This is a genomic window from Cellulomonas shaoxiangyii (genome assembly GCF_004798685.1).
Taxonomy (GTDB): domain Bacteria; phylum Actinomycetota; class Actinomycetes; order Actinomycetales; family Cellulomonadaceae; genus Cellulomonas; species Cellulomonas shaoxiangyii.
Window position 1 is genome coordinate 1385268 of record NZ_CP039291.1, and the last position, 21901, is coordinate 1407168.

A 21901-nucleotide genomic window follows, 5' to 3' on the forward strand; every position below is an offset into this window, starting at 1 on the left:
ACCCGGTCGCCGAGCGGGACGCGGGCGGGTGCAGACCGCCCGGCCCGTGCTCCGTCTCCGTCCTCTCCTGCTGCGCGTCCGGGAGCGGCAGGGGACCACGTTCCGACGGCGGCGGTGCGACCGTGGCCACCCGTTAGCCTCGTGCGGTGCGATCCCGGGCCGTCCTGCGACGACTGGCGCGCCGGACCGCCGGCGGGCCGCCCGCGGTCCAGGTGGGCCGGCGTGCCCAGGGCGCCGGGTACGACGAGCGGCTGGTGCGCGCCGCGCTCGAGCTCGCGGTGCGCACGGGCGAGGCGATGCTGTCGCTGGGGTCCTCGGCGGGCGACGCGAGCGCCGCCGTGCACCGCGTCGCCCGGGCGTTCGGCGTCCCGTGCCAGGTCGACCTCACGTTCACCGCGGTCCTCGTCTCGCACGACCCGGGACCCGACGGGACGCCGGTGACCGTGCTGCGCGTCGTCGAGACCCGGACGTCCGACTACGGCCGCCTCACGGAGGTCCTCGCGCTCGCGGGCGACCTGACCGCGACGCCGCGGCCCGACCCCGACGAGCCGACGGAGGCGCTCGCGGCACGGCTGGAGCAGGCGCACGCACGCCTCGACGAGATCGTCGCGCGGCCGCACCCGTACCGCCGCGGGCTGATCACGCTGCTGCTGTCGGTCATGGCGGCGGGCGTCGCGGTGCTGCTCGGCGGTGGCGCCGGCGTCGCCGCGGTCGCGGGCGCGACCACCGCGGTCATCGACCGGGTGCTGCGACGGCTGGGCCGGTGGGGCATCCCGCCGTTCTTCCTGCAGGCCGCCGGCGCGGCGGTGGCGACCACGGTCGCGGTGGCCATGCTGGTCCTCGTCCCGCTCCTGCCGGTCGAGCGGGTGACGCTGCCGCCGTCGGTCGTCGTCGCGTCGGGGATCGTCGTCCTCCTCGCCGGACTGTCGCTCGTCGGGGCCGCGGAGGACGCGATCAACGGCTTCCCCGTGACGGCCGTCGGACGCGTCTTCGAGGTGCTGGTGCTGACCCTCGGCCTCGTCGTCGGGATCGGCGCGGTGCTCGACGTGGCACAGCGGGCCGGGGTCTCGCTCGACCTCGTCGACGTCAGCGCCGACGGCGGGCCGCTCGGCCTGCGGGTGGCGGCGGCGGCGGTCGTGTCGGGGGCGTGGGCGCTCGCGTCGTACGCACCGCCGCGGGTGGCGGCGGTGGCGGCGGGCGCCGGGGCGACGGGCATGCTGGCCGCCGCGGCGCTCGGCCTCCTCGGTGTCGGTCCGGCGGCCTCCGGGGCCGGTGCGGCCCTCGTCGTCGGCCTCGCTGCCGAGCTCCTCGGCGGGCGGCTGCGGGTGCCCCCCGTGGTGACGTCGGTGTGCGGCATCGTGCCGCTCCTGCCCGGCCTCGCGATCTACCGCGGCCTGTTCGTCCTGGTCGACGAGGGTGGTGGCGGGCAGGGCGGCGCCATCCTGCTGGGTGCGGCCATGGTGGCCGTCGGGCTCGCCGCGGGCGTCACGCTCGGCGGCCTGCTGGGCCGCCCGCTGCGCAGCAGCGCACGCCCGCTGCGCAGCGGCGCACGTCGGCTGGTGCGGCCGGGGCGGAGGGCGCTCGAGCAGCCGACCCGGTACCGGCGGCCGTGGGCGGTGGCCGCGCGCGACGAGGTCCCCAAGGGCCCGGCCGACCCCGCGGAGATCTGATCCGCAGGGGTCGTCGCGGACGCCCGGCGCGTGGGCGGATGGGCGCCGGCGGCCCCGCGTCGTCTACCTTGGACGCCGTGAGTGCAGCGGAGAACGCGACCGAGGTCCCACGCGGACTTGCCAGCCACGAGGTCCCCGAGCCCTTGCGCAACGACGTCCGGCTGCTCGGTGAGCTGCTCGGACGGGTGCTGCGCGAGGCCGGCGGCGACGACCTGCTGGCGGACGTCGAGCGATTGCGCGAGCTGACGATCCGGTCGCACGGCGAGCCGGACGGCGACGCGCTGGAAGAGGCCGAGCGCCTGGTCGCAGGCTTCTCGCCGGAGCGGGCCGAGCACGTGGCGCGCGCGTTCACCTGCTACTTCCACCTCGCGAACCTCGCCGAGGAGTACCACCGCGTCCGCGTCCTGCACGAGCGTGAGTCGCGTCTCGCGCCGCACGAGCTCGCGCCCGACGACTCGCTGCCCGCCGCGTACCAGCGCCTCGCCGAGGAGATCGGCCCCGACGCCGCCCGCGAGCGGCTCGCCACGCTCGAGTTCCGGCCGGTCTTCACGGCACACCCGACCGAGGCGCGCCGCCGCGCGGTCGCCCGCTCCATCCGCCGCGTGGCCGAGCTCGTCGCGGAGCGCGACACGATGCACCCGGGCGGCACCACGCTCGCCGAGAACGAGCGTCGCCTGCTCGCCGAGATCGACACGCTGTGGCGCACGTCGCCGCTGCGGGCCGAGAAGCCGACCGTCCTGGACGAGGTCGAGACGGTGCTGTCCATCGTCGACGCGACCCTCGCCGACGTGCTGCCGCAGGTCTACCGCCGCCTCGACGACTGGCTGCTCGCGGGCGACGCCGGCACGACCGCGCCGGTCGTGCAGCCGTTCGCCCGCCTGGGCACCTGGATCGGCGGCGACCGCGACGGCAACCCCAACGTCACCGCCGAGGTGACCCGCGCGGCTGCGGTGGCGGCCTCGGAGCACGCGCTGGACGCGCTGCTCGTCTCGGCCCGCCGCGTCGCGGCGGGGCTCACGCTCGACGGCGTCGGCACGCCGCCGTCGCCCGGGCTCAACGCGCTGTGGCAGCGCCAGCGCTCGCTGGACGAGGCGATCACCACGCGTGCGGCGAACGACGCGCCGAACGAGCCGCACCGGCGCGCCATGCTCGTCGTGGTCGAGCGCGTGGCGGCGACCCGACGCCGTGACGCCGACCTCGCGTACGCGACGGCCGACGAGCTCGAGGCCGACCTGCGCGTCGTGCAGGACTCGCTCGTCGCGGCCGGCGCCCGCCGCGCCGCGTACGGCGACCTGCAGCGCCTGCTGTGGCAGCTGCAGACGTTCGGGTTCCACCTCGCGGAGCTCGAGGTCCGCCAGCACAGCCAGGTGCACGCCGCGGCGCTCGCCGACATCGAGAAGAACGGGATCGACGGCGACCTGCAGCCGCAGACGCTCGAGGTACTCGACACGTTCCGCGCCCTGGGGTCCGTGCAGCGCCGCTTCGGCGTCGCGGCCGCCCGCCGGTACATCGTGTCCTTCACGCAGTCGCCCGAGCACCTGCCGGCCGTGTACCGCCTCGCCGAGCTCGCGTTCGGCGGCGCCGACGACGCGCCCGTGATCGACGCGATCCCGCTGTTCGAGACGTTCGCGGACCTGCAGGCGAGCGTCGACATCCTGGAGGAGGCGCTCAAGCACCCGCGGGTGCAGGAGCGGCTGGCGGTCAACGGGCGCCGCGTCGAGGTGATGCTGGGCTACTCGGACTCGTCGAAGGACGTCGGTCCCGTCTCGGCGACGCTCGCGCTCGACGACGCGCAGCGCCGCATCGCCGACTGGGCGCGCCGCCACGACATCGCGCTCACGCTGTTCCACGGCCGCGGCGGCGCCCTCGGGCGCGGCGGCGGCCCCGCCAACCGGGCCGTGCTCGCCCAGCCGCCCGGCTCGGTCGACGGCCGGTTCAAGCTCACCGAGCAGGGCGAGGTCATCTTCGCCCGCTACGGGGACCCCGACATCGCGACCCGGCACATCGAGCAGGTGACCGCGGCGACGCTGCTCGCCGACGCGCCGAGCGTCGTGCGCCGCAACGACGACGCGGCCGCGCGGTTCGCCGGCCTGGCGTCGCGCCTCGACGCCGCGTCGCGCCGGCGGTTCCACGAGCTCGTGCGTGCGGAGGGCTTCCCGGCCTGGTTCGCGGAGGTCACGCCGCTCGAGGAGCTCGGCCTGCTGCCGATCGGGTCCCGCCCGGCGCGACGCGGGCTCTCGGTCTCCTCGCTCGACGACCTCCGGGCCATCCCGTGGGTGTTCTCGTGGTCGCAGGCGCGCATCAACCTCGCCGGCTGGTACGGCCTGGGCACCGCGCTGGAGGCCGTGGGCGACCTCGACGAGCTGCGCACCGCGTACGCCGAGTGGCCGCTGTTCGCGACCATCATCGACAACGTCGAGATGTCGCTCGCGAAGACCGACGAGCGCATCGCGGCGCGCTACCTCGCGCTCGGTGACCGGGACGACCTGGCCCAGCTCGTCCTGTCCGAGATGGCTCTGACGCGCCGCTGGGTGCTGGCCACGACCGGCTCGGACGCGATCCTCGGCCGGCGCCGCATCCTCGGCCGCGCCGTCCAGCTGCGCAGCCCGTACGTCGACGCGCTGTCGCTCCTGCAGCTGCGGGCGCTGCGCGGCCTGCGCACCGGCGCCCCCGCGGAGCAGGCGGACGAGCTGCGCCGACTCCTCCTGCTCACCGTGAACGGCGTCGCCGCCGGTCTGCAGAACACCGGCTGACCGGGCCGGTCCGGCATCCGGCCCCGGCGCGGCTCGTCCGCGCCGGGCCGGCGTCGTCAGGAGGGCAGCGACAGGACCGCGGGCAGCGGACCGCCGGACGCCAGCATCCCGAGCACGAGCCGCTCGTGCGGCACGACCGGCTCCGGCAGGGCGTCGAGCGGGAACCACGCCATCGCGGCCGTCTTGTCCGGCTCACGCCGGGACGGCTCGCCGGCCCAGTCCGTCACCTCGAAGAACGCGTCCATCCGCTGCTCGACGGCGGGGCCACCGCGTTCGAACCGGTGCAGCACCGTCAGCGGTCGCAGGGCGTCGGGGGCGACGACGACGCCCGCCTCCTCCGCCGCCTCGCGCACCGCGGCCTCGTGCACGGACTCGCCCGGGTCGACGTGGCCGGCGAGCGTGGCCCACCACCCGTCCATGTAGCCCGTGCCGCGGCGCAGCTGCAGGAGGACCTCGTCCGTCCCGTCGGCGTGCCGCCGCAGCACGACGTACGCCGCGGCGACGAGCAGCGAGCGTCCACCGAGGTGGTCGTCGGGCGCGTACCGCTCGGGAGTGGACGGGGGGACGGCGCCGGGGGCGGGCGCGGCGTCGGCGGGCATGGTGGGGAGTCTGGCACGGGCCCGCGCACCTCCCGCGACCACCGACGCGGGGCGCTCAGGCCTCGACGAGGTCCATGTGCAGGATCTCCCACACGTGGCCGTCCGGGTCGGCGACCGACCGCCCGTACATCGGTCCCTCGTCCTGCGTGGCGCGGAACTCGGTGCCACCGGCGGCGAGGGCGTGCTGCACGAACGCGTCGACCTCCGTCCGCGACGCCGCGGACAGGCAGTGCAGCACCTGCGTGCTCGTGCGGGCGTCGGCCACGGGCAGGGGGGTGAAGGAGGCGAACCGCTCCTGGTCGAGCAGCATGACGACGATGGTGTCGGACACCACGACGCTGACGACGTGCTCGTCGGAGAACATGTCGTTCACGGCGAAGCCGAGGCCCTCGTAGAACGCGCGCGCGGTGGCGAGGTCGGACACCGGCAGGTTGACGAAGATCATGCGGTCCACGGCGGGCTCCCTGGGTGGCGTCGGGCGGGCGGGCGGTGGTGCCGCGGGCGGGCGCCGGTCCGTCCAGGGCGGGGCGCCGGCTGCGGCGCGCCACCGGTGCCGACTCGGGGGGACGCCGGGACTCATCTGTCGCGACTGTCCGGTTCGACGGGGTTTCGGGGTGTCGGTGGTCCCGGATACCGTCGATGTGTGACCACGACCACATCGCAGGAGCCCTCCGTCGGGACGCCCGTCCCGACCGCCGCCTCGTCCGTCCCCCCGTCCGGGGCCGCGGCCGGCGGTGACCTGTCGGAGGAGGAGTTCACGGCGCGCCTGGCCCCGCTGCGGCGGGAGATCCTCGCGCACTGCTACCGGATGACCGGCTCCGTGCACGACGCCGAGGACATGCTGCAGGAGACCTACCTGCGTGCCTGGCGTGCCATGCGCGGGTTCGAGAACCGGTCCTCGCTGCGGACCTGGATGTTCCGCATCGCGACCAACGCGTGCCTGACGCACCTCGAGGGCCGCCGCCGACGCCCGTTGCCGACCGGCATCGGCGCGCCGCCGGCCGACCCGAGCGAGCAGCCCCGCATGGACACGAGCGTGCCGTGGCTCGAGCCCCTGCCGGACTCCCTGGTGTGGTCGACGGCACCGGCCGACCCGGCGGAGACGGCCGTCGCGCGCGAGACCGTCCGGCTCGCGTTCGTCGCCGCCCTGCAGCACCTCACGGCCCAGCAGCGTGCGGTGCTGCTGCTGCGGGAGGTCCTCGCGTGGTCCGCGGCGGAGGTCGCGGACGCCCTCGACCTCTCGGTCGCCGCCGTCAACTCGACGCTGCAGCGCGCCCGCGCGCACATGGCCAACGTGCAGGACGTGGCGCCGCTCGAGCCGACCGACCCGCGGCACCGTCAGCTGCTCGAGCGGTACGTCGCGGCGTTCGAGGCCTACGACGTCGCAGCGATCGTCGAGCTGCTCGCCGCCGACGTCGTGTGGGAGATGCCGCCCTTTCCGGGCTGGTACCAGGGGCCCGTCGCGGTCGGCGAGCTCATCGCGACGTGGTGCCCCGCCACCGGTCCGGGTTCGATGCGGCTGCTGCCGACCTCCGCGAACGGACTGCCGGCGTACGGGCTGTACATGCGCGGCGAGGACGGCGTGCACCGCCCGTTCCAGGTGCAGCAGGTGACGCTCGGGGAGGACGGCGTCCGCCACGTGACCGTGTGGTTCGGCGCCGAGCTGTTCGCGCGCTTCGGCCTGCCCGCCGAGCTGGCGCCGGGCCAGGGCGTCGTCGCGCCGGGCTGACGCCCGCACGAGACGACGGCGCCCCGCCGACCCCGGTCACCGGGGCCGGCGGGGCGCTCCCTGTCGTGCCGAGTCAGCCCCGCACGGTCAGCAGCAGCGGCTCGCTCTCCGTCGTGCCGGCGGCGTTGGTCAGCCGTGCGACCACGGTGTGCGTGCCCGGGGCCAGGTCCGTCAGCGTGGTGGTGGTGCGCTGCCGGCGTGGTGTCTGCGCCACGAGCTCCTGCCGGTCGACCTCGACGCCGTCGAGGAGCAGCGTGTACGAGGTCGCGTTGGTGCCCCACCAGAGGGTGGTGGTCACGGTGACGGCGCCGTCCCGCACGGGCCCTGCCGTGACGACCGGTCGGCCGGGCGCGGCGTCGCGGACCGTGACCGTCAGCGGGGCGGAGCGCGCCGTCCCCCACGGGTTGAGCACCTCGGCCACGTAGGTGTACGTGCCGTTCGCCCGTCCCGTGACGTCGAGAGTGGCGGTCTGCCGGCGTGGGGAGCGCCCGTCCAGCCACTGCGCGTCGACGAGCACGTCGTTCTCGTAGAACCGCACGACCGTCGCGTTCTGCCCCCAGTACAGGGTGGACGTGACGGTGTAGTCGCCGTCGTGCAGGCCGGTGCCGTGCGCGTTGTCGTGGGACAGCCGCGGGGCGTCCGGGGCCGCCGCGGCGACGGGCGTACCCGACGGGAGCGTCGCGCCGGCGCCCGCGCGGACGGCCGCGGCGACCTCCCCGGTCGGCTGGACCACCGGGTCGTAGTGGTCGGCGGGTGTCCAGCGGGCCGTGTCGGCGAGCGGCAGCGCCGCCGTGGCGTTGAAGGCGGCGACCACGTCCACGGGAGCGCCGTTCACCAGCGTGCCGGTCTCGAGCAGCTGCGTGCCCTTCCACTCCGCCACGACGCGGGCGGCGTCGACGCCGTCCGCGAGCTCCACGGCGTTGTTCTCGGCGACGATGCTCGACTCGATCCCGGCACCCCAGTAGTACGAGAAGAGGCCGGGACGGGTCTGCTCGTACAGGTTGTTGTAGACGTGCACGTCGCCGAACCGGACCCGTGGCGCGCGCTGGCCGACGTCGGTCCACCGGTTGTGGTGGTAGGTGACCCGGTGCTGGCCGCGGTCCTGCAGGCGCGAGTCGGACGAGCCGACGATGCTCGTCTTGTCGTGGTCGTCGAAGTGCGTCCACGACACGGTCACGAGGTCCGAGCCGTGGGTCACGTCGAGCAGGCCGTCGTGCACCTCGAACGGGCGGCCGTACACGGTCGGCAGCGAGGCCGGCGGGTGGTCGCCGTCGTCGAGGGTCAGGTGGTCCGCCCACACGCTCGTCGACGTCCACACCGAGAGGTTGTCGTAGGCGGAGTTCCAGTTGCCTGTCTCGCCGTCGCCCGGGTCCCACTGGGGGAAGCAGTCGTACGCGTCGGACAGCGTGAGGTTGCGGACGATGACGTTCGCGGCGTCGCGGACGCGCAGGTTCGCGCCGACGACACCGGCGTCGTCCCCGACCCCCACGACGGTGACGTTCGAGCCGACGTGCTGCTGCGTCTGGCGCGCCTGCACGGCCGCGGCCGCGACGCGGGCGTCCTCCAGGGGGCCGCTCGGGTCCTCGCGACCCCACGGGCCGGCCGGGTCGAAGTGTGCGACGTAGTCGGCCATGGAGAACGGGGCGCCGGTGCCGGCGACCGTCACCTGCGCCGCGAAGTCGTCGCAGGTGAGACGGGTGCCGTCGGTGGTCTCGAAGGCGTCGAGGGTGCCACGGACGTAGACGATCCGGGGCGTGGTGCTGCGGCGGGCGTCGGTCTGCGAGCCCCCGGGGCGGCCGGCGAGGGCGTCGCGCAGCTCGGTCCAGGTGTCGACCACGTACACCTCGGCGGCCGACGCCGCGGCCCCGCCGGTGGTGCCGGTGGCCTCCACGACGCGGCCGTCGGGGCGGGTGGTGCCGGACCACGACGCCCAGCCGTCGCCCGCGGGCAGCACCTCGCGGCCGAGGTCGCGCACGGGGGCGCCGGGCGCCGGCGCGGCGGTGGACGCCGCCGCGACGGCGGGCGCCAGGGGTAGCAGGAGCCCGGCCGCGGCGACGGCGGCGACGGCGCCCGCGGCGCGCCGGCGGGGGCGCGCGTGCGTGGGCGCGGGGCGCGTACGGGCGGGGGAGAGGGATGGGGGGACGGCGCGCATGCCGGACTCCTTCGTCTCGGTGGCGACAGTGCGAGAAACCGGTTTCTCCCGATTCGTACCGAGCGTGGCACGTGCCGCGGGGCACGCGCAATCCCCGATCCGGGCGGGCGGCGGCGCGCCCGCCGTCCCCGCGTCGGTCGCGGGTCGCTAGCGTGGGCCCGACGGCCGCGCGTCCGGCGCGGTGGGGCGGCGGACGGGCGGACGATGAGCGACACCGGGTACGGGGACTTCGAGTTCGAGCGGCGGTTCCTCGCCCGCGACGTCCCCGGCGAGCTGCTGGACGCCGCGCCGGCGCTCATCGTGCAGAGCTACTACCTCGCCGACGGCGGCTACGCGCTGCGGGTCCGGGCCCAGGCGTCGGCGGTCGACGTCCCCGTCGACCTCGCGCTCGACGAGGCGACGCTGCTGGAGCGCTTCGCCGACCGCGTGGACTTCTGCGCGGTGACGGTGAAGGGCCCGATGGCGGGGGGCACCCGGTACGAGGCGGAGCGCCAGCTCGACCCGCAGGTCGGCGTCGAGATGGTGCGACGGGGCGGGGCGCGGGTGGCCAAGCTCCGGTACTCGGTGTGGCTGGGCGAGGACGGCTGGGTGGTCGACGTCTTCGCGGGCGGCAACGTCCCGCTCGTGGTGGCCGAGGTGGAGCGGGGCGGGCCCGTGACCGACCTGGCGATCCCCGGGTTCTGCGTGACCGAGGTGACCGAGGACGGCCGATTCGCGAACGACGCGCTCGCGCACGCCCCGTTCGGGGTGTGGGCCGCGGCGTACGCCGACGAGCTCGCCGCGACCGGGCCGCGGTTCCTGCCGGGCTTCGGGCGGGACCACCGGATGTCCGGCACCTAGGGCCGCCAGTCGAGACGTGAACCATTGAACAGTCAACTACTACTCTGGTGACCATGCCCACCGCCCCCGTGCCCGGAGCCGGCGCCGACGTCCCCCTCGCCCCCCGTCCCGCACGGGAGCCGATCGCGGCGGGCACGGCCATGGACGCCGTGACGCTGCTCGTCGACGACCTCGACCTCCAGCTGCGGTACTACCGCGACGTCCTCGGTCTCACGGTGCTCGAGGGACCGGGTGACCGGTTCGACGGGGACGCCGGGGGAGCGGGCCCCGTGCGCGTCGCACTGGGCAGGCGGGGCGTGCCGGTGGTCGTGCTGCAGCACGCGCCCGGCCTGCCCCCGCGCGCAGCGGGCTCCGCCGGCCTCTTCCACACGGCGCTGCTCTTCGACGACCGCGCCGGCCTCGCCGCCACCCTCGCCTCGGTGGCCCGGCACGCCCCGCACACCTACGTCGGCTCCGCCGACCACCTGGTCTCGCTGGCCTTCTACCTGACCGACCCCGAGGGCAACGGGGTCGAGCTGTACTGGGACCGCAGCCGGGACCGGTGGCAGCGCGCGCCCGGCGGCGGGGTCCTCATGGACGCGCTGCGCCTGGACCCGCACGCCTTCCTCCGCGAGCACCTCGTGCACCCCGAGCCCGCCGGCGACGACGCGGCCGTCGTGGGCCACGTCCACCTGCAGGTCGGCGACGTCGCCGCGGCGCGCGGGTTCTACGTCGACGCCCTCGGGTTCGAGGTGCAGGCCGAGTGGCACGGTGCCCTCTTCGTCGCGGCGGGCGGGTACCACCACCACCTCGCGGTGAACACGTGGGGCACGGCGGGCGCCGGGCCACGCGCGTCGTCGCTCGGGCTCGGCGAGGTGCGCGTCGTGGTGCCGACCGTCGACGACCTCGGCGCGCTGCGCGAGCGCGTGCGGTCGGCCGGTGTCGTGCCCGACGACGACGGCGCGACCCTGCGGTTCGCGGACCCCTGGCGCAACGTCGTGCGCGTCAGCGCGCGCGAGACGCACGCCGCCTGAGCCGGCGTCAGGGGTCAGGCGTCAGGCGAGCGGGCCGCGCCCGCGCCGGGCACGCGCGACCGCCACGGCGGCGTCCCGCTCGGCGGCGTCCGCCTCGGCCTGCGCGAGCGCGTGCAGCCGACCGAACGTGAACGTGTTCTGGCCGTCGAGGTACGCCGCCATGGCCATCCGCCGCAGTGACGCCTGCCGCACGCGCGCGTCGTGGTGCTCGCCCAGAGCCGCCTGCACGGTCGCCGCCCGTCGTGCCGCGCGTGCCGCCCGGTCGCCGACCGCCGACGAGGCGAGCTCGCTCGCGTACCGTGCCCGGCGCGCGTCCTTGCGCGCGTCGTGGAGCGCGTGGTCGTGGAGGTCGCCGGGCGGCAGGGCGTCGGCGCGGCCCACGGCGGCGTCGAAGCGCCGCCAGGCCCGCCGGGCCCGCCGAGCCAGGTAGCGGTCGGCCGGCTCGTCCGCGCGCGGACCGGGCGGGAGGTCCTCGGCGAGCGCCGCGAGCACCGCGAGCGTGCGCCGGTGCGCACCCGAGGCGAGGTGCGCGCGCAGCGGGCCCAGCGCCGCCCGCTGCGCGGCACGACGGTCGTCGTCGACGCGCTCGCGCACCGGGCCGACGACGAGCTCGACCGGCTCGTCGGCCAGGCGGCGCAGCAGCGCGTGGCGCTCGACCGCCGGGTCCCGCACGTCCCCGAGCAGCCGGCCCAGCGTGCGCAGGTCCGCGCGCACCGGGGCCACCCGGGCGCGGTCCAGCACGGGGGCGAAGTCCCCGAGCGCCGTGCGCAGCCGCCGCGTGGCCACGCGGGCGTCGTGCACCGCCTCGTCGTCCCCCGCCGCCAGCGCGGGGTCCGCGGCGACCAGCGCAGCCACGGCGGCGGCGACGTAGGCGCGCACGTGCTCACGGGCCGAGCCGTCCCGGGGGGCGGTGGGCGCGTGCGGCAGCACCTCGGACGTGCCGGTCACGCCGCCGGCCCGTCGTCCGCGTCGGCGCCGTGCCCGGTGGCGACGCGGTCGTCGTCCCGGACGGGGCCGGGCGGCGTCCCGTCCCCGAACGGTCGCCCGCCCAGCGCCTCGCGGCCGTGCGCCGTCAGCCACCCGCCCACGAGCGGCCCGCGGGGCACCACACCGGACGGGTTGATGTCCCGGTGCACGCCGTAGTAGTGCTGCTTGATGTGGACGAAGTCCACCGTGTCGCCGAAGCCGGGGGTCTGGAAGAGGTCCCGCGCGTACGCCCACAGCACCGGCATCTCGGTGAACTTCGACCGGTTGCACCTGAAGTGGCCGTGGTAGACGGCGTCGAAGCGCACGAGCGTCGTGAACAGGCGCACGTCCGCCTCGGTGATGGTCTCGCCCACCAGGTACCGGCGGTCGGTGAGGCGCTCGGAGAGCCAGTCGAGGCCCGCGAACAGACGGTCGTACGCGCGGTCGTACGACTGCTGCGTCCCGGCGAACCCGCACCGGTACACGCCGTTGTTCACGTCCCGGTACACGCGCGCGTCGACCTCGTCGATCTCGTCGCGCAGCGCCGGCGGGTACAGGTCGGGCGCGCCCGGTCGGTGGAGCGCGGTCCACTCGGTCTCGAGGTCGAGCGTCATCTGCCCGTAGTCGTTCGTCACCACCATGCCGGACGGCACGTCGACGATCGCGGGCACCGTGATGCCGCGGGGGTACTCCGGGTCGCGCGCGAGGTACGCGTCCCGGATGCGGGGGATGCCCAGCACCGGGTCGACGCCGCCCGGGTCGAGGTCGAACGTCCACGAGCGCTCGTCGTGCGTGGGGCCGCAGACGCCCATCGAGAGGGCGTCCTCCAGGCCGAGCAGGCGGCGGACGATCACGGCGCGGCTCGCCCACGGGCACGCGCGCGACACGACGAGCCGGTACCGGCCCGGCGCGACCGGCCAGCCGTCCCGCCCGTCGGCCGTGATGCGCGTCGTGATGTAGCGCGTGTCGCGGTCGTAGTCCGTGCCGGGCGTCACGTACACACCGGGGCGCTCGTGCGCGGCCGTGGCGGGGACGGCGTGGTCGCCCGTCGCCCCCCGGTGCTGCTGCTCGCGCCGGGGGAGGTGGCGGTGGGGGTCGCGTCGGGGTCCACCTGCCGATGATCTCGCGTGCAGGCGGGTGCCGCAGGACCGGTGCCCGTTCGCCGGACCGCAGTCTGCACCCGCCGGTGCTGCCGCCTACAGTGTGGGGGCGTCGGCCGGAGGCCGGCCACGGCCGCGGCCGTGCGAGTCGCGGCGACGTGCCGCCCGACCCGGGAGGGGACTGCGTGCAGCCGGTGAGGCCCCAGGCGACCGACCCAGCGGGCACCCCGCCCGCCACGACGGGGCGGGTCACGACCGACAGCCCGGTCCGCCCCGCGCCCCGCACGGTGCTGCACCACGGCGGCGCCCTCCGCGCCGGGCGCGCCGCGCCGCGCCGCCGGCTGGCCGCGCTCGTCGCCGCCGTGGCGGCGCTCGCAGCCTGCACGGCCGGCACGCCGGACGCCCCGGCACGGACGGACGCGATCCGGCCCTCGGCGTCGGCGACGGCGGCCGCTGCCACCCTGCACCCGACGCCGCCACCGGCCACGGTCACGTCCGGCTCGGACGCGGTCGCCGCCGTGCAGGCGTCCGCCGCCGTGTTCGCGTCGTCCCCGGTCGTCGTGCTCGCGGACGCGGCCGACGTCCCCGCGCAGCTCACGGCCGCCTCCGCCGCGGTCGCGGTCGGCGCGCCCGTGCTGCTGACCGGCGCGGACGCCGACGTGGCCGCCGAGATCGAGCGGCTCGGTGCCGGGGCGGCACTCGTCGTCGGTGCCGCGGACGCCGCAGCGCTGCCCGCCGAGGTCGACGCCGTGCCGCTCGCACCCGGCGCCGACGCCGACGCGGTCGCGCGCGCCACCGGGCGCACGGCCGGCGCGGACACCGTCGTGCCGGCCGGCGGGGAGGCCGCCGCCGTGCGCGCCCTCACGCCCGGCGACGTCGCGGTGCTCCGCTCCGAGCAGGCGGCGTCGGACGACGGCCCCTCTGCCGGCACCACCCCCTCCGCCGGGACGCCCTCCGCCGCCGTCCTGCCCGCCACCGCGTCGCCCGCGCCCGGACCGGCGGTGCTCGGCCTGGTCGCGGGTCCGCAGCCCCTCGCCGCGCTCGCGACGCTGCGCGCCGCAGGTGCCGGGGTCGTCGACGTGCCCGGCGCGGACCCCCGCTCGACCTCCGCCGTGGTCGAGCAGGTCGCCGCCGCGCAGCCCGTCGCCGTCGTGGCGCTCGGCGACGCGTTCGGCCCGGCCGACCGGCTCGCGGCGCGCGTGGCCTCGGCGCGGACGGGCACGCAGCTGCCCGGCGGGGGGCAGCTCGTCTTCCCCGCGATCGAGGGGCAGCCCGGCAAGAAGTACGTCGCGCTCTACGGCACGCCGGGCTCGAGCGCGCTGGGCGTGCTCGGCGAGCAGGACGTGCCGGCGACCCTCGCGCGCGCCGAGCAGCACGCCGCGCCCTACCGCGGACTGACGGGTGACACGGTGGTGCCGGCGGTCGAGATCATCGCGACGGTCGCGTCGGCCGGACCGGGGAACGACGGCGACTACTCGTCGGAGCGCCCCGTCGAGGACCTGCGCCCCCTGGTCGAGGCGGCCGGCGCGGCGGGGATGACGGTCGTGCTCGACCTGCAGCCGGGCCGCACCGACTTCGTCACGCAGGCCCAGCGCTACGCCGACCTCCTCGCACTGCCGCACGTCGGGCTCGCACTCGACCCCGAGTGGAGGCTGGCGCCGGACCAGGTGCACCTGCGCCAGATCGGCTCGGTGGGTGCCGACGAGGTCAACGCGACGGCGGCGTGGCTCGCGCAGTTCACGCGTGAGCGGGGCCTGCCGCAGAAGATGTTCGTGCTGCACCAGTTCTCGCTGCGGATGATCACCGAGCGCGAGCGCATCGACACGTCGCACGACGAGCTGGCGACGGTCGTCCACGTCGACGGCCAGGGCGGGCAGGCCGCCAAGGCGGGCACCTGGGCTGCGCTGCGCGCCGGGGCGCCCCCCGTGCACTGGGGCTGGAAGAACTTCTACGACGAGGACCAGCCGATGCTGGACCCGGTGGAGACCTACCAGGTGCAGCCCGTCCCGGACCTCGTCACATACCAGTGAGCGCCGCCGCGCGCAGCCGGGCCGTCCCGGTGCCCACGTGGGCGGACCCCGACCGACAGCGTCGCGACGTCACGTCCTGAGGCTCACGCTCACGGACGGCGAGAGCGCTGACCTGCCCGCCGGCACGCCACGGCGGCGCCCGGCGCGCCGCCGCGCGCCCCACCTGGCACCATCACCGGCGTGCGCCCCGCGCGCCCCGAGACGAGGAGAACCATGACCGCACCCGTCAAGATCGGCGTCCAGCTGAAGCCCCAGCACGCCGACTACGCCCAGATCCGCGACGCCGTCCTGCGCGCCGAGGACCTCGGGGTCGACGTGATCTTCAACTGGGACCACTTCTTCCCCTTGAGCGGTGAGCCCGACGGCAAGCACTTCGAGTGCTGGACGATGCTGGGCGCCTGGGCCGAGCAGACGAGCCGCGTCGAGATCGGCGCGCTCGTCACGTGCAACTCGTACCGCAACCCGGACCTGCTGGCCGACATGGCCCGCACGGTCGACCACATCAGCGGCGGGCGGCTGATCCTCGGCATCGGAGCGGGCTGGTTCGAGCGCGACTACACCGAGTACGGCTACGAGTTCGGCACCGCCGGGTCGCGCATCGCGGACCTCGCCGACGCCATGCCGCGCATCAAGGCCCGCTGGGCGGCGATGAACCCGACCCCGACGCGCGACATCCCCGTGATGATCGGCGGCGGCGGCGAGCGCAAGACGCTGCGCGTGGTGGCGGAGCACGCGGACATCTGGCACTCGTTCGGCGACGTGGAGACGCTGCGGCGCAAGAGCGGCATCCTCGACGAGCACGGCGCGGCCGTGGGTCGCGACACGGCGTCGCTGGTGACCCGCTCGGTCGCCGTCGACGGCTCGGACCCGCAGGACGTCGCCCAGGAGCTGCTCGACGCCGGCGTCCGGCTGTTCACCACCAGCGCCGGTGGACCCGACTACGACCTGACACGCACCGAGAAGTGGGTGCGCTGGCGCGACTCGCTCTGACCCCCGGCAGGCCACGGCCGGTCCGCCGCGCCCGGCTCCGGGCGGTGGCGGGCCGGCCGTCCCGTGCGCCTGGCGCGCGAGTCGCCGCGTCGTGGCGCGCGGGTCGCCGCGCATAGGCTCTGCCCCGATGGACGAGGCCCGGAGCGCGCCCCCGCCTGCCGGGGCACCCGTGGGCGGCGCGCCCTGGTGGCGGCGCCGGCCGCGGCTGCGCGCACCGCGCCCGCGCACGTTCGCGCTGGCGCTGCTGGCCGTGGTGGCGGCGCTGGTCTTCGGCGTCACCACCGCGACCGTGCAGGCGTCGCTCGGGCCGCACGTCACCCGCTACGACGTCACGACGGACTCGACGGTGACGATCGACCTCGGCCCCCTCGGGACGCTGCAGATCGACTCGCCGCTGCCCCTGACGCTGGGCGTCCGTGCGACGGTGCAGGAGATCCCCGCGCAGGTCACCGAGCTCGGTCAGGCGACGACCCTGCAGGCGCTCGCGGACGACCTCACCTCCTACCTGCAGTTCTTCTCGGGCCCCGAGGCGGCCGTGCGCGACGTGGCCGTCGCGTTGGCGGCGGACGCGGCCGCCCGCTCGCTGCTCGCGCTCCTCGTCCTCGTCGGGGTGTGGTGGGGGGTCCGGCTCCTGCTCGGCGCGGACCGGCGCGCGCAGCTCACCGCGGTGCTGCGGCCGTACCGCCGGCAGGCCGTCGCAGGGGCGCTCGTGCTCGTCCTGGGCGCGACCGTGCTGACGTCGAGCGTCGCCCCCGAGGACCAGCCGCAGTCCCAGGTCGCCGCCTCGGCCGTGTTCGACGGCACCCCGCTCGCGGGGGCGCGCGTCACCGGGCGGCTCGGCGGCATCATCGACACGTACGGGGGCTACGCCGTCGACGCGTGGCGCGCGAACGAGGAGTTCTACGCGCGGGCCGACTCCGCGCTCGCGGTCGCCTGGACGGAGTGGGCCGAGGCCGACGCACGGGCGGCGCAGGAGCCCGCGCCCACGGGCGCGCCGGACGGCCAGGACGGGTCCGACGACGCGTCCGCCGACGTCCCGGCGGACGGCGCCGTCGTGGGCGACCCGGCACCGGCGGTGGACCCCGCTGCGGGCGACGGGGGCGACGCGGCGGCCGCGGGCGCGGGCGCCGACCCCGCGGACCCGGACCCCGCCGGCCCGGACGCCGTCGACGGCGCGCCCACCGAGGACGCGTCCACCGACGACGCACCCACAGACGACGCGCCCGCAGACGACGCACCCACCGACGACGCGCCCACCGACGACGCGACCCGACGCGCCGCCGAGGAGGACCCGGTCGAGCCGGTGACCCTGCTCGTGGTGTCCGACCTGCACTGCAACGTGGGCATGGCCCCGCTGGTGCGCACGCTCGCGGAGCTGGCGGAGGTCGACGCCGTCCTGGACGCGGGCGACACCACGATGAACGGCACGTCCGTCGAGCAGTACTGCGTGACGGCGTTCGCGCGCGCGGTGCCGGGCGGCGTCCCGCTCGTCACCGCTCCGGGCAACCACGACTCCCGCGACACGACGCGCCGCTACGCCCGGGCGGGCGCGACCGTGCTCGACGGGTCGGTGGTCGACGTCGCCGGTGTGCGCGTGCTGGGTGACCGGGACGCGAACGAGACCCGCGTGGGCGGCGGGACGACGACGGCGGACGACGAGACGCCGCGCGAGCAGGCGCGCCGGCTGGCCGAGACGGCGTGCGACGCCGGGGACGTCGACCTCCTGCTCCTCCACACGCCCACCGGCGGCGACGAGGCCCTCGATCAGGGCTGCGTGCCCGCGCAGGTGTCCGGCCACTACCACCGGCGGGTCGGCCCCGAGCAGGTCGGCCTGGGGGTGCGGTACATCAGCTCCAGCACGGCGGGCGCCACGCTCGGCCAGCCCACGGTGGGGCCGCTGCGCGGGGTCGCCGAGCTGACCCTGCTCCGCTTCGACCCGCGCGAGCGGCGCTTCCTCGACGTGCAGGTCGTGGCGGTGTCGCCGGACGGGAGCGTCGAGGTGCAGGACCGGCAGCCGTGGCCCGAGGTGGTCGTGCCCGAGCCGGAGGACGCCACGGGAGAGGGCACTCAGGACGGCACGCCGGACGGCACGGGGGAGGGCACGGAGGACGGCGCCGGCGACGGCACGTCGGGTGACGGCACCGACGGACCGGCGACACCGGGGACCGGCGACGCCCGCCCGGAGGGTGAGGTTCCCGGCAACGGCGGGTGAACAGAGTGGGGCGCGGCCTTGCGCATCCCGCGCGGAGGTGTTGCCCTGGATCAGCCGGTGGTCGCAGGGGGTGGCCGTCGGTGTCCCTGGGGGAGGGAACCGCGTGCGTCCGTCGTCTGCCGCCGTCCTGGCCGTGCCGCTCGCCGCGGTGCTCGTCGTCGCCGCGGGGGGCCCGGCGGCGGCGGGACCCGGGGAGGACGTCCTGCGCGGCGGCGAGACCCTGGTCCCGGGGCAGGCGCTGGTCGCCCCGGGCGGCGCCCACACGCTCCTGCTGCAGCCCGACGGCTCGCTGGGTCTCTACGGGCTCGACGGTGCGGTGCGCTGGTCGTCGGGCCGGGGCGTGCCCGGGTCCACGGTGCGCGCCACGGAGTCGGGGGACGTCGAGGCGGTCGCGCCCGACGGCACGGTCGTGTGGCGGACCGGGACCGCGGTGCCCGGCGGTGTGCTGCAGGTGCGCGAGGACGGCGACCTCGTCGTGGTCGACGGCGCCGGCACGGTGGCGTGGGAGAGCGGCACGGCGCAGGAGCCCGCCAGTCTCTCCGGCCCCGTGCGCCTGGCGCCCGGTGACGTGCTCTCGTCGCCCGACGGCCTGCACAACCTCTTCGTGCTCCCGGACGTGGGCGTACAGCTGATGGGTCCCGACGGCACGGTCCGGTGGGCGCCCGGCGTGGACGGCACCGAGGCGGCCGGTGCGGCGCCCGGTGGCCCCGCGGTCGCCCTCGAGCTGCGACGGGACGGCAACCTCGTCGCGGTCGACGCGGACGGCACGTGGCTGTGGCGCAGCCGCACGGCCGGCCAGGGCGGCACCACGCTGTCGCTGCGGGACGACGGGACGCTCGCGCTGCTCGCCGCGGACGGCGCACCCGTGTGGTCGTCGGGTGCTCCCATCGGGCCCGCGGAGCTCGGGCCGGGCGCCGAGCTGGCGGCGGGTGCGTCGTTGGGGTCGCCGTCGGGCCACCTGCGCCTCGAGGTCGCCGGCGGCGCCCTGGTCGCGTCCTTCGACGGCGACCCGCTGTGGACGTCCGGCACCACGACCGGCGTGACGCTGCGCCTGCAGGACGACGGTGACCTGGTGCTGCTCGACGCCGCGGGCGCGCCGGTGTGGGGCACGGGGACCGCGGGGCGGCCCGGTGCGCGGCTCGCGCTCGAGGAGACCGCGGTCGTGCTGGTCGGCCCGGTGGGTGAGGTGCTGTGGCAGGTCGCCGTGCCGGAGGGGCGGGTGCCGAGCGGCGCCGCGCCCGCGGGGGGCGTACCGAGCGGCGCCGTGCCCACCGACTGCGGCCTCGTCGACGGTCCCGTGGCGCAGGGGGACACGGTGGTCACGAGCGGCGGGATCCGCGTGCACCCGTGCCTCGCGCCGGCGGTCGACGCGCTCGTCGAGGCGGCGCGCGCCGACGGCATCGAGCTGGGGGGCGGCGGGTGGCGCAGCGCCGAGCAGCAGATCGCCCTGCGCCGGGCGCACTGCGGACCGACGGACTGGCACGTCTACGAGGCTCCGGCGTCGTCGTGCTCCCCGAGCACCGCACCCCCCGGGTCGTCGCGCCACGAGCGTGGTCTCGCGATCGACTTCACGGCGGGCGGCCGCACGCTGGGCGCCGGTTCGGCGGGGTACACGTGGCTCGTCGAGCACGCCGCGGACCACGGGCTCGAGAACCTGCCCGGGGAGCCGTGGCACTGGAGCGTCGACGGTCGCTGACCGAGCACGTCCCCGTACCGGCCCTGCCGTCCGCCCTACCCTGGTCCCCGTGACCTCGGAGAGCCCCGCCCCGTTGACGGCCGTCGGCCAGGACTACCTCAAGGTCATCTGGGGTGCGCAGGAGTGGTCCGACACGCCGGTGACGACCAAGCTCCTCGCGGGCCGGCTGGGCGTCGGTGCGTCGACGGTGTCGGAGACCGTGCGCCGGCTCGCGGACGCGGGGCTCGTGACCCACCGACCGTACGGCGCGGTGGAGCTGACGGACGCCGGCCGGGCGCACGCGGTCGCGATGGTGCGCCGGCACCGCCTCCTGGAGACGTACCTGGTGGAGCGGCTGGGGTACGCGTGGGACGAGGTGCACGACGAGGCGGAGGTGCTCGAGCACGCCGTCAGCGACCGCTTCGTCGACCGTGTCGCCGAGCTGCTGGGCCATCCAGACCGGGACCCGCACGGCGACCCCATCCCCGGCCCCGACGGCACGGTGCACCTGCCCGACGCCCGCGTGATGTGGGAGGTCGAGCCCGGCGACTACGTCGTGGCCCGCATCTCGGACGCGGACCCCGAGCTCCTGCGCTACCTGGACGACGTCGGTCTCGTGCTCGACGCGCACGTCCGGCTGGAGGAGCGCCGCGCGGTCACCGGGGTCGTGAGCGTCGAGATCGGCGCCGGCCCCGGGGTCGTGCGCGTCGAGCTCGGCGAGGTCGCGGCCGGCGCCATCTGGCTCGCCGCCGCAGCACCGCGCGCGTAGGCTCCTCCCATCCCCCCGAGCGGTCGACGGCGACCCTCGACGCTATGTCGAATCGATTCGAGGCCGCCGTGACCGTCACCTCCTCGTCGTCGGCCGTGCCACCCGCGGCCGGGCCCCAGGTCGCCGGACCGGGGCGCGCCGCGGACCCGCGCGCCCGGACGGCCCTGCTCGCGCTCGCGCTCGGCGGCTTCGGCATCGGCACCACCGAGTTCGCCACGATGGGCCTGCTGCCGGAGATCGCCACCGACCTCGACGTCTCGATCCCCGTCGCCGGCCACGCGATCACCGCGTACGCCCTCGGTGTCGTGCTCGGTGCGCCGACGCTGGCCGCGCTCGGGGCCCGCCTCGACCGCCGCAGGCTGCTGCTCGGGCTCATGGTCGCCTTCACGGTCGGCAACGTCCTCGCGGCCTTCGCGCCCACCGCGGAGACGCTGGTCGCGGCGCGCTTCCTGGCGGGCCTGCCGCACGGCGCGTTCTTCGGCGTCGGTGCGGTCGTCGGCACCGCGGTCGTCGGTCCCGAGCGCCGCGGGCGGGCCGTCTCGGCGATGATGGCCGGCCTCACGGTGGCCTGCGCGGTCGGCGTCCCGCTCTCGTCGGTCGTCGGCCACGCCGTCGGGTGGCGCTGGGCGTTCGTCGCCGTGGGCGGCATCGGGCTCGTGACCCTCGTCGCGCTGCGCGCGTGGACGCCGTCGCTGCCCGCCGCGGCGGACGCCACCGTCCGCGGCGAGCTGGCCGCCCTGCGCAACGGCCCGCTCTGGATCGCGTTCGGCGCCGGGTCCATCGGGTTCGGCGGCATGTTCGCCGTGTACTCCTACGTCAAGCCGCTCCTCACCGACGTCACCGGGCTCGCGGTGACGGCCGTGCCGCTCGTCCTCGCGCTCTACGGCGTCGGCATGACCGTCGGCACGCTCCTCGGCGGCCGGCTCGCGGACCGGTCCGTCCTCGGCACGGTGGTCGGCGGCATGGTCGCGACCATCGCCGTCCTCGTCCTCATCGCGCTGGTGGGCCCGTGGCCGGCCGCCGTCGTGCCGGCCCTCGTCCTGCTCGGCGTGACCTCCCAGGTGCTCGGGCTCGCGCTGCAGACCCGGCTCATGGACGTCTCGCCCGCGGCGCCGTCGCTGGGCGCGGCGCTGTGCCACTCGGCGCTCAACCTCGGCAACGCCGCCGGCGCCTTCCTCGGCGGGCTCGTCATCGCGGGTGGCTGGGGGCTGCTCGCGCCCGCGTGGGTCGGTGCGGGCCTGACGGCGCTGGGTCTCGTCGTCGTCCTGGCCGTGGGACGCACGCCCGCGCCGGCGGCCCCGAGCACGCCCGCGTGACGACCCACCGGCGGGGCCGCCCGGGTGTCGAGCCGTCGGTGGCCAGGGGTAAGGTCGTCCCGTGCTGGTGAGGACGCTCCTCCTTCG

General features: G+C 76.6%; 16 protein-coding genes. 11 read left to right on the forward strand and 5 right to left on the reverse strand.

What is annotated here, in order from left to right:
- Window positions 1-146 precede the first annotated feature (146 nt).
- Window positions 147-1670 carry a threonine/serine exporter family protein gene (locus tag E5225_RS06280; RefSeq protein ID WP_135974531.1) on the forward strand — a complete coding sequence of 508 codons (1524 nt, stop codon included), beginning with the start codon at window positions 147-149 and terminating at the stop codon, window positions 1668-1670.
- A gap of 38 nt (window positions 1671-1708) precedes the next feature.
- Window positions 1709-4423 (forward strand): phosphoenolpyruvate carboxylase, encoded by a 2715-nt coding sequence (locus E5225_RS06285; RefSeq protein ID WP_135974529.1) that lies wholly within the window; start codon window positions 1709-1711, stop codon window positions 4421-4423.
- 56 nt (window positions 4424-4479) lie between these two features.
- Here the strand turns inward: E5225_RS06285 and E5225_RS06290 are convergent, their stop codons facing one another.
- Entirely contained in the window at window positions 4480-5022 is a 543-nt protein-coding gene (locus tag E5225_RS06290) for an NUDIX domain-containing protein (RefSeq protein WP_135974527.1), read from the reverse strand.
- A gap of 55 nt (window positions 5023-5077) precedes the next feature.
- On the reverse strand, window positions 5078-5467 hold the full coding sequence (locus tag E5225_RS06295) for a VOC family protein (RefSeq protein WP_135974546.1): 390 nt from the start codon (window positions 5465-5467) through the stop codon (window positions 5078-5080).
- Window positions 5468-5665: 198 nt separating this feature from the next.
- Here E5225_RS06295 and E5225_RS06300 point away from each other — a divergent pair, with 198 nt between their 5' ends.
- Window positions 5666-6751: a sigma-70 family RNA polymerase sigma factor gene (locus E5225_RS06300; RefSeq protein ID WP_243738352.1), complete on the forward strand. Its 1086-nt coding sequence runs from the start codon at window positions 5666-5668 to the stop codon at window positions 6749-6751.
- 73 nt (window positions 6752-6824) lie between these two features.
- Here the strand turns inward: E5225_RS06300 and E5225_RS06305 are convergent, their stop codons facing one another.
- Window positions 6825-8903 carry a pectate lyase family protein gene (locus E5225_RS06305; RefSeq protein WP_136225355.1) on the reverse strand — a complete coding sequence of 693 codons (2079 nt, stop codon included), beginning with the start codon at window positions 8901-8903 and terminating at the stop codon, window positions 6825-6827.
- Between the two features lie 204 nt (window positions 8904-9107).
- On the opposite strand from E5225_RS06305, the gene E5225_RS06310 reads away from it, so the two are divergent.
- Together E5225_RS06310 and E5225_RS06315 are read left to right on the forward strand one after the other, a co-directional pair.
- On the forward strand, window positions 9108-9743 hold the full coding sequence (locus E5225_RS06310; RefSeq protein ID WP_135975538.1) for a CYTH domain-containing protein: 636 nt from the start codon (window positions 9108-9110) through the stop codon (window positions 9741-9743).
- Between the two features lie 53 nt (window positions 9744-9796).
- Entirely contained in the window at window positions 9797-10756 is a 960-nt protein-coding gene (locus E5225_RS06315) for a VOC family protein (RefSeq protein WP_135975539.1), read from the forward strand.
- A gap of 21 nt (window positions 10757-10777) precedes the next feature.
- Here the strand turns inward: E5225_RS06315 and E5225_RS06320 are convergent, their stop codons facing one another.
- Window positions 10778-11704, reverse strand: coding sequence for a CHAD domain-containing protein (locus E5225_RS06320; protein ID WP_135975541.1), 927 nt, complete (start codon window positions 11702-11704; stop codon window positions 10778-10780).
- Window positions 11701-12717 carry a glutathione S-transferase family protein gene (locus E5225_RS06325; RefSeq protein ID WP_424945156.1) on the reverse strand — a complete coding sequence of 339 codons (1017 nt, stop codon included), beginning with the start codon at window positions 12715-12717 and terminating at the stop codon, window positions 11701-11703. Before E5225_RS06325 ends, E5225_RS06320 begins: the two co-directional genes overlap by 4 nt.
- Before the next feature lie 299 nt (window positions 12718-13016).
- Here E5225_RS06325 and E5225_RS06330 point away from each other — a divergent pair, with 299 nt between their 5' ends.
- The 6 genes from E5225_RS06330 to E5225_RS06355 all read left to right on the forward strand — a co-directional run bounded on the left by E5225_RS06330 (window position 13017) and on the right by E5225_RS06355 (window position 21814).
- The gene (locus E5225_RS06330; RefSeq protein ID WP_244243686.1) at window positions 13017-14852 is read left to right on the forward strand and encodes a hypothetical protein; all 1836 of its coding nucleotides are present in this window, start codon (window positions 13017-13019) and stop codon (window positions 14850-14852) included.
- Between the two features lie 213 nt (window positions 14853-15065).
- A complete protein-coding gene (locus E5225_RS06335; RefSeq protein ID WP_135974979.1) occupies window positions 15066-15842 on the forward strand; it encodes an LLM class F420-dependent oxidoreductase in 777 nt (258 codons plus the stop codon).
- 127 nt (window positions 15843-15969) lie between these two features.
- Window positions 15970-18054, forward strand: coding sequence for a metallophosphoesterase family protein (locus E5225_RS06340; RefSeq protein ID WP_135974977.1), 2085 nt, complete (start codon window positions 15970-15972; stop codon window positions 18052-18054).
- 103 nt (window positions 18055-18157) lie between these two features.
- On the forward strand, window positions 18158-19750 hold the full coding sequence (locus E5225_RS06345; RefSeq protein ID WP_166436040.1) for a D-alanyl-D-alanine carboxypeptidase family protein: 1593 nt from the start codon (window positions 18158-18160) through the stop codon (window positions 19748-19750).
- Between the two features lie 49 nt (window positions 19751-19799).
- A complete protein-coding gene (locus E5225_RS06350; RefSeq protein ID WP_135974975.1) occupies window positions 19800-20498 on the forward strand; it encodes a metal-dependent transcriptional regulator in 699 nt (232 codons plus the stop codon).
- Window positions 20499-20542: 44 nt separating this feature from the next.
- Window positions 20543-21814: an MFS transporter gene (locus tag E5225_RS06355; protein ID WP_135974973.1), complete on the forward strand. Its 1272-nt coding sequence runs from the start codon at window positions 20543-20545 to the stop codon at window positions 21812-21814.
- The last annotated feature ends 87 nt before the right edge of the window (window positions 21815-21901 follow it).

What these genes read in the sequence shown, in the direction of transcription:
- E5225_RS06285 (WP_135974529.1), top strand. Translation starts at nt 1,709, where the DNA reads ATGGGCGCCGGCGGCCCCGCGTCGTCTACCTTGGACGCCGTGAGTGCA.
- E5225_RS06290 (WP_135974527.1), bottom strand. Translation starts at nt 5,022, where the DNA reads ATGCCCGCCGACGCCGCGCCCGCCCCCGGCGCCGTCCCCCCGTCCACT.
- E5225_RS06295 (WP_135974546.1), bottom strand. Translation starts at nt 5,467, where the DNA reads ATGATCTTCGTCAACCTGCCGGTGTCCGACCTCGCCACCGCGCGCGCG.
- E5225_RS06305 (WP_136225355.1), bottom strand. Translation starts at nt 8,903, where the DNA reads ATGCGCGCCGTCCCCCCATCCCTCTCCCCCGCCCGTACGCGCCCCGCG.
- E5225_RS06310 (WP_135975538.1), top strand. Translation starts at nt 9,108, where the DNA reads ATGAGCGACACCGGGTACGGGGACTTCGAGTTCGAGCGGCGGTTCCTC.
- E5225_RS06315 (WP_135975539.1), top strand. Translation starts at nt 9,797, where the DNA reads ATGCCCACCGCCCCCGTGCCCGGAGCCGGCGCCGACGTCCCCCTCGCC.
- E5225_RS06335 (WP_135974979.1), top strand. Translation starts at nt 15,066, where the DNA reads ATGACCGCACCCGTCAAGATCGGCGTCCAGCTGAAGCCCCAGCACGCC.
- E5225_RS06340 (WP_135974977.1), top strand. Translation starts at nt 15,970, where the DNA reads ATGGACGAGGCCCGGAGCGCGCCCCCGCCTGCCGGGGCACCCGTGGGC.
- E5225_RS06355 (WP_135974973.1), top strand. Translation starts at nt 20,543, where the DNA reads ATGTCGAATCGATTCGAGGCCGCCGTGACCGTCACCTCCTCGTCGTCG.